General features: G+C 61.9%; 15 protein-coding genes. 11 read left to right on the top strand and 4 right to left on the bottom strand.

The window, feature by feature from the left end; translation table 11 throughout:
• Positions 1–28: 28 nt before the first annotated feature.
• Positions 29–1,747 (top strand): C13 family peptidase, encoded by a 1,719-nt coding sequence (locus M1D68_RS03325; RefSeq protein WP_420767344.1) that lies wholly within the window; start codon positions 29–31, stop codon positions 1,745–1,747.
• A gap of 27 nt (positions 1,748–1,774) precedes the next feature.
• The gene (locus M1D68_RS03320; RefSeq protein WP_457969274.1) at positions 1,775–2,416 is read left to right on the top strand and encodes an oxidoreductase; all 642 of its coding nucleotides are present in this window, start codon (positions 1,775–1,777) and stop codon (positions 2,414–2,416) included.
• A gap of 155 nt (positions 2,417–2,571) precedes the next feature.
• Here the strand turns inward: M1D68_RS03320 and M1D68_RS03315 are convergent, their stop codons facing one another.
• From M1D68_RS03315 to M1D68_RS03300, 4 genes are all read right to left on the bottom strand, one after another.
• Positions 2,572–2,856, bottom strand: a complete 285-nt coding sequence (locus tag M1D68_RS03315) for a YceK/YidQ family lipoprotein (RefSeq protein WP_045157038.1) — start codon at positions 2,854–2,856, stop codon at positions 2,572–2,574.
• Positions 2,849–3,496, bottom strand: coding sequence for a flavin prenyltransferase UbiX (gene ubiX, locus M1D68_RS03310; protein ID WP_420767346.1), 648 nt, complete (start codon positions 3,494–3,496; stop codon positions 2,849–2,851). The genes M1D68_RS03315 and ubiX overlap by 8 nt, the downstream gene beginning before the upstream one ends.
• Complete coding sequence (gene mpl / locus M1D68_RS03305) at positions 3,493–4,842, bottom strand: UDP-N-acetylmuramate:L-alanyl-gamma-D-glutamyl-meso-diaminopimelate ligase (protein WP_457969273.1); 1,350 nt, start codon at positions 4,840–4,842, stop codon at positions 3,493–3,495. The genes ubiX and mpl overlap by 4 nt, the downstream gene beginning before the upstream one ends.
• Positions 4,843–4,963: 121 nt before the next feature.
• Positions 4,964–6,868, bottom strand: coding sequence for a sigma-54-dependent Fis family transcriptional regulator (locus M1D68_RS03300; RefSeq protein ID WP_457969271.1), 1,905 nt, complete (start codon positions 6,866–6,868; stop codon positions 4,964–4,966).
• 470 nt (positions 6,869–7,338) lie between these two features.
• On the opposite strand from M1D68_RS03300, the gene exaC reads away from it, so the two are divergent.
• The 9 genes from exaC (at position 7,339) to M1D68_RS03255 (ending at position 16,834) form a co-directional block, all read left to right on the top strand.
• Positions 7,339–8,859 (top strand): acetaldehyde dehydrogenase ExaC, encoded by a 1,521-nt coding sequence (gene exaC, locus M1D68_RS03295; protein ID WP_434562114.1) that lies wholly within the window; start codon positions 7,339–7,341, stop codon positions 8,857–8,859.
• A 232-nt stretch (positions 8,860–9,091) separates the two neighbouring features.
• Positions 9,092–10,540 carry an ethanolamine permease gene (gene eat, locus M1D68_RS03290; RefSeq protein WP_434609370.1) on the top strand — a complete coding sequence of 483 codons (1,449 nt, stop codon included), beginning with the start codon at positions 9,092–9,094 and terminating at the stop codon, positions 10,538–10,540.
• A gap of 57 nt (positions 10,541–10,597) precedes the next feature.
• Entirely contained in the window at positions 10,598–11,992 is a 1,395-nt protein-coding gene (locus tag M1D68_RS03285) for an ethanolamine ammonia-lyase subunit EutB (protein ID WP_434609367.1), read from the top strand.
• An 11-nt stretch (positions 11,993–12,003) separates the two neighbouring features.
• On the top strand, positions 12,004–12,828 hold the full coding sequence (gene eutC / locus M1D68_RS03280) for an ethanolamine ammonia-lyase subunit EutC (RefSeq protein WP_434562108.1): 825 nt from the start codon (positions 12,004–12,006) through the stop codon (positions 12,826–12,828).
• Between the two features lie 106 nt (positions 12,829–12,934).
• On the top strand, positions 12,935–13,396 hold the full coding sequence (locus M1D68_RS03275) for a GNAT family N-acetyltransferase (RefSeq protein WP_420767353.1): 462 nt from the start codon (positions 12,935–12,937) through the stop codon (positions 13,394–13,396).
• 387 nt (positions 13,397–13,783) lie between these two features.
• Complete coding sequence (locus tag M1D68_RS03270; protein WP_434562106.1) at positions 13,784–14,440, top strand: DedA family protein; 657 nt, start codon at positions 13,784–13,786, stop codon at positions 14,438–14,440.
• A 7-nt stretch (positions 14,441–14,447) separates the two neighbouring features.
• The gene (locus M1D68_RS03265) at positions 14,448–15,260 is read left to right on the top strand and encodes a M90 family metallopeptidase (RefSeq protein ID WP_457969270.1); all 813 of its coding nucleotides are present in this window, start codon (positions 14,448–14,450) and stop codon (positions 15,258–15,260) included.
• Positions 15,261–15,381: 121 nt separating this feature from the next.
• A complete protein-coding gene (ppa, locus tag M1D68_RS03260) occupies positions 15,382–15,909 on the top strand; it encodes an inorganic diphosphatase (protein ID WP_003205933.1) in 528 nt (175 codons plus the stop codon).
• Between the two features lie 193 nt (positions 15,910–16,102).
• A complete protein-coding gene (locus M1D68_RS03255; RefSeq protein ID WP_420767356.1) occupies positions 16,103–16,834 on the top strand; it encodes a LexA family transcriptional regulator in 732 nt (243 codons plus the stop codon).
• Positions 16,835–17,228 lie beyond the last annotated feature (394 nt).

The raw sequence follows: 17,228 nt of genomic DNA, 5'->3' as shown, positions 1-17,228 counted from the left end.
CTCGTCGCCTGATTACCTGGATCCCGTTATGCGCGCACTTGTACCCCTGACCCTGGCCCTCCTGCTCACAGCCTGCGGCGATGGCGAATCGCTGCTGCCTCCCGATGCACGCCTGCCCGATGGCGGGCGTTATCGCGGCGACCTGGTGGACGGCCTGTTGCAAGGCCAGGGACGCATCGATTACCCCAACGGCAGCTGGTACGCCGGCCAGTTCGACAAGGGCCAGTGGCACGGCACCGGGGAGTGGCATGGCAGCAATGGCGAGGTCTATCGCGGCCAATTCGAGCAAGGCCTGTTCCATGGCCAGGGCAGCCTGACCACACCGACCAGCAGCTACACCGGCGGCTTCAAGCAAGGCCGGCGGGACGGCGAAGGGACGCTCAAGGAAAACGGCATGACCTATCGGGGCGAATTCAAGGCCGACCGTTACTCCGGCCTCGGGCGTCTCGAACTCGACGATGGCAGCCAGTATCAAGGCCCGTTCGCCAACGGCAAGCCCAACGGCGAAGGCCAGCGCTTCGATGCCAGCGGCAACCAGTTCACCGGGCATTTCGTCGACGGCCAGCTCCAGGGCAAGGGCACGTTCAACAGTGCCGAAGGCGACGTCTACATCGGCGGTTTCCGCAACAACCAACTCAACGGTCGGGGGCGTTATGAAAATGCCGACGGCGATGTCTGGATCGGCCAGTTCAAGGACGGCGCGCTGACCGGCAAAGGCGAACTGATTGGCGCGGACGGCAGTCATTATCTCGGCCAGTTCAACGAATGGCGCTTCACCGGCGAGGGCCGCCTCAACCTACCCGATGGCAGCTTCTACGTGGGCCAGTTCGAAAGCGACAGCTACCACGGGCGCGGCACCTTGGTACTGACCGACGGCACGGTGCAAAGCGGCACCTGGGCCAACGGCCTGCGGATACGCGACGCCGACGGCAAGCTGCTGCCGGACGTGCTCGAACGCGGCATCCTGGCCCAAGGCCGCCTGCTCGACGAAGCGCTGGCCGATATCCCCGCGTCGACGCCTGAGGTGGAACTGTACAGCCTGACCCTGGGCGGCGACGGCAAGCAGAGCGTGTTCCTGCGTGAATCCGACTACGTTGCCAATATGCTTGCCAGCCGTTTCGGCGCGACCGGCCAGATCCGCCTGGTGAACCACCGCGATCACCTCAGCGACCGGCCCATGGCCAGCCGCGAAAGCCTGCGCCGCGCCGCCGTCACTTTGGCCGAGCGCAGCGGCCCGGAAGACCTGATATTCATCTACCTGACCAGCCACGGCACCAGCGAGCACGAACTGGTGCTCGACCAACCTCGCATGGAACTGGCCGACCTGCCCGCCGACGAACTGGCCGTTGTCCTGGCGCCGCTCAAGCATCGCGACAAGATCGTGGTGATCTCGGCCTGTTATTCCGGTGGGTTCATTCCGGCGCTCAAGGATGAACGCACGTTGATCATGACCGCGTCCCGGGCCGACCGGGTGTCATTCGGCTGCTCCGAGGAGGCCAACTTCACTTATTTCGGCGACGCCCTGTTCGCCCAGGCGCTGAACCAGACCGACGACCTGGAGCAAGCGTTCAAGCGCGCCAAGGGCATCGTTGCCGAACGCGAGCAGGCGGACAATTTCGAAGCCTCGGAACCGCAGATCTGGGCGCCGAGGACGGTGCTGTCCCACTGGCAATTGCTGCGCAAGCAACAAGCGCGAAAAGCATTGCGAAGTGCTGCATTGAACGACGAGGGCAAAAAGAGCAACTAAGCTGAACCGTATCAAGGGGGAGACACTATGTACTTGACGCCTCAGCATGTTTTGCTCGCCGGCGCGACCGGATTGACCGGGGAACATCTGTTGGATCGGCTGCTCAATGAGCCGACCATTACCCGGGTACTGGCGCCTTCCCGCCGGCCACTGGCCGAGCATCCGCACTTGGAAAATCCGGTTGGGGAACCGGCCGAGTTGCTGCAACGGCTCGAAGGCCCGGCCGACATCGCCTTCTGCTGCCTCGGCACCACCATCAAGAAAGCCGGCTCCGAACAGGCGTTTCGCGCCGTGGACCTGGACCTGGTGGTGGCCTTCGCCAAACGCGCCCGGGAGCTGGGCGCGCGGCATCTCATCGTGATCAGTGCGTTGAATGCCGACGCGAAGTCGTCGATCTTCTACAACCGGGTCAAAGGCGAAATGGAGGCGGCCCTCAAGGCCCAGGATTGGCCGCAACTGACCATCTGCCGCCCTTCCCTGCTGCTCGGCGAGCGGGTTGAACCGCGCCTGGCCGAGCAACTGGCCGGGCCGTTGTCCAAGCTGATTCCCGGCAAGTACCACGGTATCGAAGCCTGCCAACTGGCCCGGGCCATGTGGCGCCTGGCGCTGGAAGAGCAGGATGGGGTGCGGGTGGTGGAGTCGGATGAGTTGCGCAGGCTTGGGAAATGATTCTGTAGCGCCTGCGTGGATGCATTGTGGCGAGGGAGCTTGCTCCCGCTCGACTGCGCAGCAGTCGCCTTGGATCTCAGGGGGAAAAGCTGGCGGCTTCTCCGCAGCCCAGCGGGAGCAAGCGCCCTCGCCACAGGTTGTGAGGCAATTGCTTGCTACAACCCCCCAGTCGCCTGGAACCCCACACCCAACGCCGTAAACAACGACAACGGCAACAACAAAGTATCGAGCAACGCGCTCCCAGGCAGATCGAGGCCCGGATAGCTCGGCGCCTCAGCGCCAAAGCGGTCCTTGGCGCAGCAACCGCCGTTCAGCGCATAAAGATCCAGGCGCGTCCCGGCGTACACCACCGGAGCACCCGGCTTGGCGGCGTCGAGGGTGCGGGCGGTGGCGCAACCGGTCAGTTGCAACGCCAGCAACACCGCCAGCAGCTTATTCATCGCTGCTCAAATGATGCTCGCCCCAACGTGGCAGCATGTCTTGGGGAATGTTCATCAGGTTGAGGATCCGGGCGACCACGAAATCGATCAGGTCATCGATGGTCTGTGGCTGATGATAGAAACCCGGCGAGGCCGGCAAAATGGTCACGCCCATGTTCGACAGCTTGAGCATGTGCTCCAGGTGAATGCTCGAATACGGCGCTTCCCGGGGCACCAGGATCAACTGGCGACGCTCCTTGAGCGTGACGTCCGCCGCCCGTTCGATCAGGTTGTTGCAGGCACCGGTGGCAATCGCCGACAGCGTCCCGGTGGAACACGGCACCACCACCATCGCCGCTGGCGCGCCGGAGCCGGAGGCCACCGGCGACATCCAGTCTTCCTTTCCATACACACGAATCTGCCCCGCCGCCGCACCGGTGTACTCGGTGAGGAAGGCCTGCATCATCTGGGTCTTGGGTGGCAAGGTCACGTCAGTCTCGGTGGCCATCACCAGTTGCGCGGCCTTGGAGATGAGGAAATGCACTTCGCGGTCTTCGCGCACCAGGCAATCGAGCAAGCGCAAGCCGTACTGGGCGCCGGACGCACCAGTCATCGCCAGCGTGATGCGTTCGGGGCCATTGCCCTGCAAGCGAGTGTTCATTTCAGCGCCTCGGCCAGTTTGCCGTGCAGGCCGCCGAAGCCGCCATTGCTCATGATCACCACGTGGGTACCGGGCTGGGCCTGGCTTTTGACGCGTTCGATGATGCCCTCCAACGAATTGCTGACAATCGACGGCACCGTACACAGCGCGGCGGTGGCGGCCAGATCCCAACCCAGGTTGGCCGGCGCATACCAGATCACCTGGTCGGCATCGACCACGCTTTCCGGCAAGCCGTCGCGGTGGGCACCGAGCTTCATGGAATTGGAGCGCGGCTCGATGATAGCGATCAACGGCGCATCACCGATGCGCTTGCGCAAGCCGTCGAGGGTGGTGGCAATAGCCGTCGGGTGGTGGGCGAAGTCGTCGTAAATGGTGATGCCGCGGACTTCGGCAACCTTTTCCATCCGCCGTTTCACGCTTTTGAACGCGCTCAACGCGGCGATGCCCATGGACGGCACCACGCCGACATGCCGGGCCGCCGCCAGGGTCGCCAGGGCATTGGCGACGTTGTGCTGGCCGGTCATGTCCCACTCGACCACGCCTTGGGGCTGGCCTTCGAACATCACTTCAAACTCAGAGCCGTCATCCTTGAGCAGCTTGACCTGCCACTGACCGCCCGCACCGGTGGTTTGCACCGGCGTCCAGCAACCCATTTCAATGACGCGCTGCAACGCCGGCTCGGTAGTCGGGTGGATCACCAGGCCTTCGCTGGGGATGGTGCGCACTAAATGGTGGAATTGCCGCTCAATGGCCGGCAAATCGGGGAAGATATCCGCATGATCGAACTCGAGGTTATTGAGGATCGCCGTGCGTGGACGGTAGTGGACGAACTTCGAGCGCTTGTCGAAAAATGCGCTGTCGTACTCATCGGCCTCGATCACGAAGAACGGCGTGCCACCCAGGCGCGCCGACACCGAGAAATTCTGCGGCACGCCACCGATCAAGAAGCCCGGGCTCATGCCCGCGTGCTCCAGCACCCAGGCGAGCATGCTGCTGGTGGTGGTCTTGCCGTGGGTGCCGGCCACGGCCAGGACCCAACGGCCCTGCAACACATGGTCGGCCAGCCATTGCGGCCCGGACACGTACGGCAGGCCTTTGTTGAGCACGTACTCCACCGCCGGGTTGCCACGGGACATGGCGTTGCCGATGACCACCAGGTCCGGCGCCGGGTCCAGCTGTGCCGGGTCATAGCCCTGGGTCAACTCGATGCCCTGGGCTTCCAGTTGAGTGCTCATGGGCGGATAGACGTTGGCGTCGGAACCCGTCACGTGATGGCCTAATTCCTTCGCCAAAACCGCCATCGAACCCATGAAAGTGCCGCAAATACCGAGAATATGGATGTGCATAGTCGACCTCGTAAACATGGCCGCAGGTTAGCGTAGGGAGGGGAAAATCGCACCTTGTGTTTAGCCTTCGCACCGAGATCCACCGTGGGAGGGAGCCTGCTCGCGAAGGGCCGCGACGCGGTTATCGGGCAATCGCGTGCTTGCGCAGTTTGCGGTAGAGGGTATTGCGGCTGATCCCCAGCTGTTCAGCTGTGTGGGTCATATGCCAGCGCTGGCGCTCCAGCGCATCGAGCAACGCCAGTCGCTCGGCATCTTCCAGCGGGTGTTCTGTCGGGGCTTCTACCTGCTCCACCGGGCATTGGCGGATCATCGCCGGCAAGTCTTCCAAACCAATCCGCCCGCCGTCGCACAACGCAGCGAGGGTACGCAGCACATTGCGCAGCTGCCGCACGTTGCCCGGCCAATCGAAGCCCAGCAATGCCTGGCGCGCCGGTTCGTCGATAAACACCGTCTCGGCGCCGCTCTCTTCAGCCAACAGGAAATCCAGCAGCTGAGATTTGTCACTGCGCTCACGCAACGCCGGCAACGGGATTTCCAAGCCATTGAGGCGGTAATACAGATCCTCGCGAAAACTGCCATCGCGCACCCGGTCGAGCAATTGCCGGTGAGTGGCGCTGATGATGCGTACGTTCACCGCCTCGGGTTCGCCGCCGATGGGCACCACGAGGCGATCTTCCAGCACCCGCAGCAAGCGAGTCTGCAAGGCCAGCGGCATGTCGCCGATTTCATCGAGAAACAGCGTGCCGCCGTCGGCCTGTTGCAACTTGCCGCGCATGCCCTCTTTTCTCGCGCCGGTGAAGCTGCCGCCGCGATAACCGAACAGCTCGCTTTCGATCAGGCTTTCTGGAATCGCGGCGCAGTTGAGGGCGACGAAGTTTTTCTCGGCGCGCTGGCTGGCATGGTGCACAGCCTTGGCAAACGCCTCCTTGCCGGAGCCGGTCTCGCCGTGGATCAGCAGCGGCACATCGCGTTCGTAGACCCGCAGTGCCTTGCGAAAATGTTCCTGCAACGCCGCATCCCCCAGGCAGATCCCCGGCAGACGTGCCGACTCGATGACTTTGAGGGTCGGCGCGACCGGGGCCGGGACGCTACGCGGCTGGCCGCGCAACACGGCAAACAGATGCCGGCCGTCACGGGTGCGCAACGGCCAACTGGCGCTGGCCTGGGCACTGGCCCGGCCCATCAGCTCATCCAGGGAACAATCGAAAAAGTCTTCGACCCGCTGACCAAGCAAGCCGCCACGAATGTGCCCGAGCAAGTTCAGCGCGCTCTGGTTCACCGCGCAGATCCGCCCTTCGCCGTCGAACGCCATCAGCCCTTCGCTGAACAGCCCCACGGACTCGGCCTGCAAGTGGAAGCGCAGCAACCATTGATTGTCGAAGCAACGCAGGAAATAACAGCTCTCGATCATCTTCGCCGAGAGATTGACCAGGGCCATCGTGTGGAACTGGCTCTGGCGCGACACGTCTGGCCGGGCCGAGGACACATCGAGCACCGCCAGCAGTTCGCCATGAGGGTCGAACACCGGGCTCGCCGAGCAGGTCAGGCCGGTGTGACGGCCGCGAAAATGTTCTTCCTGGTGGATGGTCAGGGCTTGGCGTTCCACCAGGCAGGTGCCGATGCCGTTGGTGCCTTCGCAGGCTTCGCTCCAGTCGGCGCCCAGCCAAAGGCCGGCCCGCTCGAAAATCTTCCGCTCGCTGGGGGCAGTGACGCAGTTGAGGATCACGCCCCGAGCGTCGGTGAGCAGCACAGCGTGGCCGGCGCCGGAGAGTTGTTGATGCAGGCTGGTCATTTCCGTGCCGGCGATATGCAGCACTTGCTGCAAACGCTCGCGGCTTTCCAGCACTCGGCCATGTTCAAGCACCGTCGGCGCCAGGTTCTGCGCCGGGTCGAGGTGATAGTCCTCAAGGCAGCGCAGCCAGGAACGGGCAATCGACGGATCGCTGCCAGGCCCCTGCAAATGGGCCTTGCCCTGGGTGACCGTCAAGACTTGCTGGGCATGGCGACTCAAATGGTTGCTGTGCATTTCTTATTGTTCTCCCCGAAGGACCTTTTTGGACCTGCAGACACATTGCCCCGTGGCGAGGGAGCTTGCTCCCGCTGGGCTGCGCAGCGGCCCCAAAACCTGAGCACGCGGTGCATCAGGTTGACCGAGTTGGCTTTGGGGGACCGCTTCGCGATCCAGCGGGAGCAAGCTCCCTCGCCACATAAGCGGTCCGCCCATGGCCTCGCCGTCGAAGCCAGCATCCTCCAGCCCACCGACCTTTGCAATGCTGGCGCGACCTGCCGGTCACAGACTGTCTCAGCCATGGCACAAACTGTCACACACTGCGTATCGCAACCGTGACACAGCCCCTCCGTTTGTCTGACGAATTCCTCCCAAAGTCTTGATTTCCGGGCCCTACAAGGCAATGGCCCAACCTTTGCTCTAGGCTTAAGTACCAGCGCGAATTTGCGCGGCTCCCTAATAAGCACAAAAGCCAAGGAGAACTCATCATGCGTTACGCTCACCCCGGTACTGAAGGCGCTATCGTTTCGTTCAAGGCCAAATACGGTAACTACATCGGCGGCGAGTTCGTCGCGCCTGTCAAAGGTCAGTACTTCACCAACACTTCGCCGGTCAATGGCCAGCCCATTGCCGAATTCCCGCGCTCCACGGCCGAAGACATCGACAAAGCCCTGGATGCCGCCCATGCCGCCGCTGATGCCTGGGGCGCTACGTCGGTCCAGGCCCGCTCGCTGATCCTGCTGAAAATCGCCGACCGCATCGAAGCGAACCTCGAAACCCTGGCGATTACCGAATCCTGGGACAACGGCAAGGCCGTGCGTGAGACCCTCAACGCCGACATCCCATTGGCAGCCGACCACTTCCGCTACTTCGCCGGTTGCCTGCGAGCCCAGGAAGGCAGCGCCGCCGAGATCGACGGCAACACCGTGGCCTATCACATCCATGAACCACTGGGCGTGGTCGGGCAGATCATCCCGTGGAACTTCCCGCTGTTGATGGCCGCCTGGAAACTCGCCCCGGCTCTGGCCGCCGGCAACTGTGTGGTACTCAAGCCGGCCGAGCAAACCCCGCTGGGCATCTGCGTGCTGATGGAACTGATCGGCGACCTGCTGCCACCGGGCGTGCTGAACGTGGTGCAAGGTTTCGGCAAGGAAGCCGGTGAAGCCCTCGCCACCAGCAAGCGCATCGCCAAAATCGCTTTCACCGGTTCCACCCCGGTGGGCTCGCACATCATGAAATGCGCCGCCGAGAACATCATCCCGTCCACCGTGGAATTGGGCGGCAAGTCGCCGAATATCTTCTTCGAAGACATCATGCAGGCCGAGCCAAGCTTCATCGAAAAAGCCGCCGAAGGCCTGGTGCTGGCGTTCTTCAACCAGGGCGAAGTCTGCACCTGCCCATCCCGCGCCTTGGTGCAGGAGTCGATCTACGACGAATTCATGCAAGTGGTGATGAAGAAAATCGAGCAGATCAAACGTGGCGACCCGCTGGACACCGACACCATGGTCGGCGCCCAGGCATCCGAGCAGCAATTCGACAAGATTCTTTCGTACTTGGAAATCGCCAAGGGCGAAGGCGCGCAACTGTTGACCGGCGGCCAGGTGGAGAAACTCGAAGGCAACCTTTCCAGCGGTTATTACATCCAGCCGACCCTGCTCAAGGGCACCAACAAGATGCGCGTCTTCCAGGAAGAAATCTTCGGCCCGGTGGTGAGCATCACCACCTTCAAGGACGAAGCCGAAGCCCTGGCGATCGCCAACGACACCGAGTTCGGCCTCGGCGCGGGCCTCTGGACCCGCGACATCAACCGCGCCTACCGCATGGGCCGGGCGATCAAGGCCGGTCGCGTCTGGACCAACTGCTACCACCTGTACCCGGCCCACGCCGCGTTCGGTGGCTACAAGAAGTCCGGCGTCGGGCGCGAGACGCACAAGATGATGCTCGACCACTACCAGCAGACCAAGAATCTGCTGGTGAGCTACGACATCAATCCGTTGGGGTTCTTCTAAGTAAAAAAGGGCGAGGCAGGCAACCCTGCTTCGCCCTTTAGATTGCCTTCGCGAGCAGGCTCGCTCCCACAGGGATTTGTGGATAACTCTTCTTCAGGGTTGGAACCGATCCACTGTGGGAGCGAGCTTGCTCGCGATGGCGGCGGCACATCCAGCACAGCTACAACTGAATCACGCGTCATGAGCAAGCCCGCTTCACAGGGCCAAAAAAAATAAAAACAGGTGAACCCTTATGCCAAGCGATCATGCAACCCCGCAACCGGCAACGTCCTCGGTCGATTTCGAAAAAGTCGGCTCCGAATATTTCCAACAACGTGAACTGAAGAAAGGCGCGGCGGGCTGGGTCCTGCTGGTAGGCCTGGGCGTGGCCTATGTCATTTCCGGCGACTACGCTGGCTGGAACTTCGGCCTGGCCCAGGGCGGCTGGGGTGGGATGTTCCTCGCCACGCTGCTGATGGCCGCGATGTACCTGTGCATGTGTTTTTCCCTCGCCGAGCTGTCTTCGATGATCCCCACCGCCGGCGGCGGCTACGGTTTTGCCCGCAGCGCATTCGGGCCTTGGGGCGGATTCCTCACGGGAACCGCGATCCTGATCGAATACGCCATTGCCCCGGCGGCGATTGCCGTGTTCATCGGCGCCTATTGCCAGTCGCTGTTCGGCATTGGCGGCTGGATGATCTACCTGGCGTTCTACATCATCTTCATTGCCATCCACATTTTCGGCGTCGGGGAAGCCCTCAAGCTGATGTTCATCATCACCGCCGTCGCCGCCTTGGCACTGGGGGTTTTCCTGGTGGCGATGGTGCCGCACTTCAACGTCGCCAACCTGCTGGACATTCCGGTCACCGAGGCCGCTGGGGCCAGTTCGTTCCTGCCGTTCGGCTACGTCGGCGTCTGGGCGGCCATCCCTTATGCGATCTGGTTTTTCCTCGCCGTGGAAGGCGTGCCGCTGGCCGCTGAAGAAACCAAGAACCCCAAGCGCGACCTGCCGCGCGGCCTGATCGGCGCGATGCTGGTGCTGGTGGCCTTTGCCCTGCTGATTCTGGTGATCGGCCCGGGCGGCGCGGGCTCCAACGCGCTGATGGCGTCGGGCAACCCACTGGTGGAAGCCCTGGCCAAGGCCTACGGCGGCTCGACCTGGATGGGCAACTTCGTCAACCTGGTCGGCCTGGCCGGTTTGATCGCCAGTTTCTTCTCGATCATCTACGCCTACTCGCGGCAGATCTTCGCGCTGTCCCGCGCCGGCTACCTGCCGCGCAAACTCTCGGAAACCAATAAAAGCAAAGCGCCGGTCCTGGCGTTGGTCATCCCAGGCATCATCGGTTTCGGCCTGTCCTTGACCGGCCAGGGCGACCTGCTGATTCTGGTGGCGGTGTTCGGCGCGACCATTTCCTACGTACTGATGATGGCCGCGCACATCACCCTGCGCATCCGTCGCCCCAAAATGGACCGGCCATACCGCACGCCGGGCGGCATCTTCACCTCGGGCGTGGCCCTGGTGCTGGCGTGTATCGCCGTGGTGGCGGGCTTCCTGGTCGATCCTCGGGTGGTGATCGGCGCCGCGATCATCTATGGAGTGTTAATTGCTTACTTTGCTTTCTACAGTCGGCATCACTTGGTCGCAGGCACGCCCGAAGAGGAATTCGCGGCCATTCAAAAAGCCGAAGAAGCCTTGCACTAAGCCGTAACGTGCCGAAAAACACGGCGCCGCCCAGCGGCGCCGTCACGGAGAACCTGTATGGCCAGTTTTGCACACACGGTCGGCGCCCAGACCTACCGCTTCGACAGCCTCAAAGACCTGATGGCCAAGGCCAGCCCGGCGCGTTCCGGGGATTTCCTGGCCGAGATCGCCGCGCTCAACGATGGCGAGCGCGTGGCCGCGCAAATGGCCCTGGCTGACTTGCCCCTCAGCCATTTCCTGCAAGAAATGCTGATTCCTTACGAGGCCGACGAAGTCACCCGTTTGATCGTCGACACTCACGACAAACAAGCTTTTGCCGTCGTCAGCCACCTCACGGTCGGCGGTTTTCGCGATTGGCTGCTCAGCGAAGCCGCCGACGAACAGAGCCTGCGGGCACTGGCTCCTGGCCTGACGCCGGAAATGGTCGCCGCCGTGTCGAAAATCATGCGCGTGCAAGACCTGGTGCTGGTGGCGCAGAAAATCCGCGTGGTGACCAAGTTTCGCGGCACCCTCGGCCTGCGCGGGCGATTGTCCACGCGCCTGCAACCCAACCACCCCACCGACGAACCCGCCGGCATCGCCGCGAGCATCCTCGACGGCCTGCTCTTCGGCAACGGCGACGCCATGATCGGTATCAACCCGGCCACTGACAGCACCGCCTCGATCTGCGCCATGCTGGAAATGCTCGACGCCATCATCCAGCGCTACGACATCCCCACCCAAGGTTGCGTGCTGACCCACGTCACCACCTCCATCGAAGCGGCGAACCGGGGCGTGCCCCTGGACCTGGTGTTCCAGTCCATCGCCGGCACCGAAGCGGCCAACGCCAGTTTCGGCATCAGCCTGAACATTTTGAAGGAAGGCTACGACGCAGGGCTCAGCCTGAATCGCGGCACCTTGGGCAACAACCTGATGTATTTCGAAACCGGCCAAGGCAGCGCGCTGTCGGCCAATGCCCACCACGGCGTCGATCAACAGACCTGCGAGACGCGGGCCTACGCCGTGGCGCGACATTTCAACCCGTTCCTGGTGAACACGGTTGTAGGCTTCATCGGTCCGGAATACCTCTACAACGGCAAACAAATCATCCGCGCCGGCCTCGAAGACCACTTCTGCGGCAAGTTGCTCGGCGTGCCGATGGGCTGCGACATCTGCTACACCAACCACGCCGAAGCCGACCAGGACGACATGGACACCCTGCTGACCCTGCTGGGCGTGGCCGGGATCAACTTCATCATGGGCATCCCCGGCTCCGACGACATCATGCTCAACTACCAGACCACCTCGTTCCACGACGCCCTCTATGCCCGCCAGACCCTGGGCCTCAAGCCCGCGCCGGAATTCGAAACCTGGCTGGCGAACATGGGCATCTTCACTCAGGCCGATGGCCGGGTGCGGTTCGGCGACAACCTGCCACCGGCGTTTCGTCACGCCCTCGCGCATTTGGGATAAGAGACCTGCCCATGGATAAAAACCCCGTCGATTCGCAAAACCCTTGGCTGAACCTGCGCAACCTCACCCCGGCGCGCATCGCCCTGGGCCGCACCGGCACCAGCCTACCCACCTCGGCGCAACTGGACTTCCAATTCGCCCACGCCCAGGCCCGCGATGCGGTGCACCTGGCGTTCGATCACCAGGGCATCCGCGCACAACTGACTGAGCGTGGCCGTGAAAGCCTGTTGCTCCACAGCGCAGCCAGCGACCGCAATAGCTATCTACAACGCCCGGATCTGGGTCGACGGCTCGACGACGCCTCCGCGCAAATCCTTCAGGACTACGCCGCCGCCCATCCCGGCGGTGTGGACTTGGTCATTGTGGTGGCTGACGGGCTGTCAGCGCTGGCGGTACATCGCCATACGCTGCCGTTCCTGGCGCGCCTGGAAGAACAGATCGCCGCCGAAGGCTGGTCTGTGTCGCCCATCGTTTTGGTGGAACAGGGCCGCGTCGCGGTGGCCGATGAAGTGGCGCAGCGGCTCGGCGCAAAAATGTCGGTGATCCTGATCGGTGAACGCCCCGGCCTCAGCTCCCCCGACAGCCTGGGGCTGTATTTTACCTACGCCCCCAAGGTCGGCCTGACCGATGCGTATCGCAACTGCATCTCCAACGTGCGCCTCGAAGGCCTGAGCTATGGCATGGCGGCCCATCGCCTGATCTATCTGATGCGCGAGGCCTGTCGCCGACAGCTCTCGGGGGTCAATCTGAAGGACGAAGCCCAGGTAAACACTTTAGAGGCGGAAAACGGTGCCGATATGAAAGGTAATTTCCTACTGGCGCCGCCCCCAAGCTGAACCTGTCATGCAATTGCGCTTTTGATCCGCTTTCAGGCAGCATCTGGGCACGGCAGTCCGCCGTTGTTGTCAGACTTGATGTCGACCTTTGCAGACGAGACCTACCATGCGGATTATCCAAGCGACGCTGGAACACCTGGACCTGCTGACCCCATTGTTCGTCAAATACCGGGAATTCTACGGCTCGCTGCCTTTTCCGGACTCGTCCCGGGCCTTCCTGGAAAAACGCCTGCGCCGCAAGGAGTCGGTGATCTACCTGGCCCTGCCGGATGACGACGACAGCAAGTTGCTCGGTTTCTGCCAGCTCTACCCCAGCTTCTCGTCGCTGTCGCTCAAGCGCGTGTGGATCCTCAACGACATCTACGTCGCCGAAGACGCCCGCCGCCAACTCGTCGCCGACAACCTGATCCGCACCGCAAAAAAAATGGCCAAGGAAACCAACGCCGTCCGCATGCGCGTCTCCACCAGCAGCAACAACGACGTCGCGCAGAAAACCTACGAGTCGATCGGCTTCAAGGAAGACTCCGAGTTCAAGAACTACGTGCTGCCAATCAGCGAAGGGCTTTGACCCCTGCGGCTGGATGAAGCCTCTGTGGCCAGGTGAAACCTTGTGACTGAGTGAAACCCTCGTGGCGAGGGAGCTTGCTCCCGCTGGGCAGCGCAGCAGCCCCAAACCTGAGCACGCGGTACATCAGGCCGACCGAGCTGCCTGCTTTGGGACCGCTACGCGGTCCAGCGGGAGCAAGCTCCCTCGCCACAAAATCGATCCGAGCCACGCCTCATCCAGCCAGTCCCCTTGGAAATCCCCCGCTACAAACTCAACACGCGCTTCACAATCCCCACCGTATAATGCCGCTCTTCCCTGCTTGTAAGAAAAAGCTACACACCCTGTAGCCCATACTCAAAGCCAGACCCACCAGCCCCGCCGAGTCGGGCCGCCACCAAGGTGTTACGCATGGATTTCAACCCCCTCGACCTCATCCTGCATCTCGACGTCTACCTCGACATGCTGGTGACCAACTACGGGACGTGGATCTACGCCATCCTGTTCCTGGTGATCTTCTGTGAAACCGGCCTGGTGGTCATGCCGTTCCTGCCGGGCGACTCCCTGTTGTTCATCGCCGGCGCCGTAGCCGCCGGTGGCGCCATGGACCCGGTACTGCTGGGGGGCCTGTTGATGCTCGCGGCCATCCTCGGCGACAGCACCAACTACCTCATCGGCCGTACCGCTGGCGAAAAACTGTTCAGCAACCCCAACTCGAAAATCTTCCGCCGCGACTACCTGCAGCAGACCCACGATTTCTACGATAAACACGGCGGCAAAACCGTGACCCTGGCGCGCTTCCTGCCGATCATTCGCACCTTCGCGCCCTTCGTCGCCGGCGTCGGAAAGATGAATTACCTGCGTTTCTTCGGCTTCAGCGTCCTTGGCACCATCCTATGGGTTGGCGGCCTGGTGACCCTCGGCTACTTCTTCGGCAACGTGCCCTTCATCAAGCAAAACCTGTCGCTGCTGGTGGTGGGCATCATCCTGCTGTCGTTGCTGCCGATGATCATTGGCCTGGTGCGCAGCAAAATGAGCCAGCGCGGCTCAAAAGCCGAAACGCGCTGATCGCTCCATGTGGTCCTTGAGCAACTGGCGCCGCCGACGCACCCTCGCCAAGCACCCCGTGGCCGAGGACACCTGGCAACGGGTGCGCCAGCAATTGAGCTTCCTCGACGGCATCAGCGCCGAAGAAGACCAATGGCTGCGTGAAGCCTGCGTACTGTTCCTGCACGACAAACACCTTACCGCCCTGCCCGGCGTCGAACTGCATCAGGAACAACGCCTGCTGCTTGCCGCCCAGGCCCAATTGCCGCTGATGCACCTCGGCGACCTGAACTGGTACCAGGGCTTCCACGAAATCGTCCTCTACCCCGACGACTTCCTCAGCCCCCAGCGCTACCGCGACGCCAGCGGCATCGAGCACGAGTGGGACGGCGAACACAGCGGCGAAGCCTGGCCCCAAGGCCCGATCATCCTGGCCTGGGACGGCGTGATGGCCAGCGGCGGCTGGGACGGCTACAACCTGGTGATCCACGAACTGGCGCACAAACTCGACATGCTCAACGGCGACGCCAACGGCCTGCCACCGCTGCACGCCGACATGCGCGTCAGCGACTGGGCCGACGCCATGCAACATGCATTCGATGATCTGGACCGCCAACTCGACCACAACCCCGACGCAGAGACCGCCATCGATCCCTATGCCGCCGAAAACCCCGCCGAGTTCTTCGCCGTCACCAGCGAATACTTCTTCAGCGCCCCGGATCTGCTGCACCAGGCCTATCCTCGGGTGTATGAACAGCTCAAGGCGTTTTACCGCCAGGATCCGTTGGCCCGGCTGCGGCAACTTCAGGCCGAAGATCCGGTCTATCAGGCGTCAAACTAAGGTCTAGGGCAAAGCCCAAGACCCTGGTAGCGTGGCAACAGCGGCCGAATATGCCTATAATCGCCGCCACTTTTTGGTCAATCCGACCAGTCATCTGGTCAACTAACGGGGGCACCGCCCAATGAGCTACAGCAAGATTCCGGCTGGCAAAGACCTGCCGAACGACATCTACGTCGCGATCGAAATCCCGGCCAACCACGCCCCGATCAAATACGAAATCGACAAAGACAGCGATTGCCTGTTCGTTGACCGTTTCATGGCCACCCCGATGTTCTACCCGGCCAACTACGGTTACATCCCCAATACCCTGGCCGACGACGGCGACCCCCTCGACGTGCTGGTCGTAACCCCTTACCCAGTGGCTCCAGGCTCGGTCATCCGCGCCCGTCCAGTCGGCATCCTGAACATGACCGACGACGGCGGCGGCGATGCCAAAGTCATCGCAGTACCCCACGACAAACTGTCGCAACTGTACGTCGATGTGAAGGAATACACCGACCTGCCACCACTGCTGATCCAGCAGATCGAGCACTTCTTCGCGAACTACAAAGATCTCGAAAAAGGCAAGTGGGTCAAGATCGAAGGCTGGGCCGGCGCAGACGCCGCCCGCGAAGCGATCACCAAGTCGGTTGCCGCCTACAAAGGCTGAGACCGAACTTAAAAAGAACCCCGGTTAACCGGGGTTTTTTTATGCTTGGACCCTGGCTAATACAACTTCGTATTACCAGCGTTTACCTGCGTTTATCCCGCTAGTTTTGGTTCCTGCAAACGGAAAGATCATCTTATAAATTCACACGACATGTTTATTGCCGAAAGCACAGTCGCCCCTAAACTTTCCGTTTATGAAAATACATTCCAGTGGCGACCGCTTCAGAGCCCTTCTCAAAGAAGCCAACATCCGATCCGCCGACTTCGCGAAGTTGTACGGCGTAAAATCGCAGCATGTAAATAACTGGTTCAACCGTGGCATCCCACCGGGACGCATCTACAGCATCGCCGGCCTGCTCACCGTCAGCCCGCAATGGCTCGCCACCGGCGAAGGCCCGCAAACCCCACTGGGCCTCGGCCCCGGCACCACCTATGAAGCCGCCGAAAACGACGGCGTCTACAGCGTGGCGGAAACCACGGACATCGAACTGCCGTTCTATAAGGAAGTCCCGATTGCCCCCGGCGAAACCAAAACTTACATCACCGAAATCCCCGATCAATCCATCCGCCTGCCCCGCACCCACCTAGAATCCCTGGAAATCGACCCCAGCGACGCCATCTGCACCACCATGGTCGGCGACAGCATGGCCGAACGCATCGAAGACGGCTCCACCCTCGCCATCGACCGGGGTCTGACCCAAATCGTCGACGGCCAAATCTACGCCCTCGAACACGACGGCATGCTGCGCATCAAATACCTGCACCGCATCCCCGGTAACCGACTTCGGCTGCGCAGCCACAACAGCGCCGCCTACCCCGACGAAGTCTTCAGCGCCGAACAGATCGACGCACAACACATCCACGTGATCGGCTGGGTGTTCTGGTGGTCAACCCTCAACAAACAGAGACCGCCGGTGTCCGATTGACTTCCCAACGGCAGGGATCGCTTTTCGTGGCGAGGGAGCTTGCTCCCGCTGGGCTGCGCAGCAGCCCCCTGCTTTTCCCCTGGTTCACCCCTAACCCAATGATTCCACACCACTTATCACTGGGATTCCAAAGCAAACCCGCGTATCCTCCGCCCCACATTTGCGAGCCCACGCCTCGCACCGACAAGGCAGATCACTTTCTGACCAAGTCCCACAGCCGGCCGCAAGAGCCGGATGTACGTTTTGAAGGCTGGTAAGGTTTGTCAAAAACGAACTGAATCAGTCAACGAGAAGCCGGCCATAAGCCGGCTTTTTATTGTCTGAATTCCAAGGGGTTCAGCGGGTTCTTGCCTATCCGGAACCAATTAAAGATTTGCCCTACAGACCCTATCTC

The sequence above is a fragment of the Pseudomonas sp. R4-84 genome (assembly GCF_054130985.1).
Note: the sequence above shows the minus strand (reverse complement) of the source record. Positions and strands in the feature narration are given on the sequence as shown.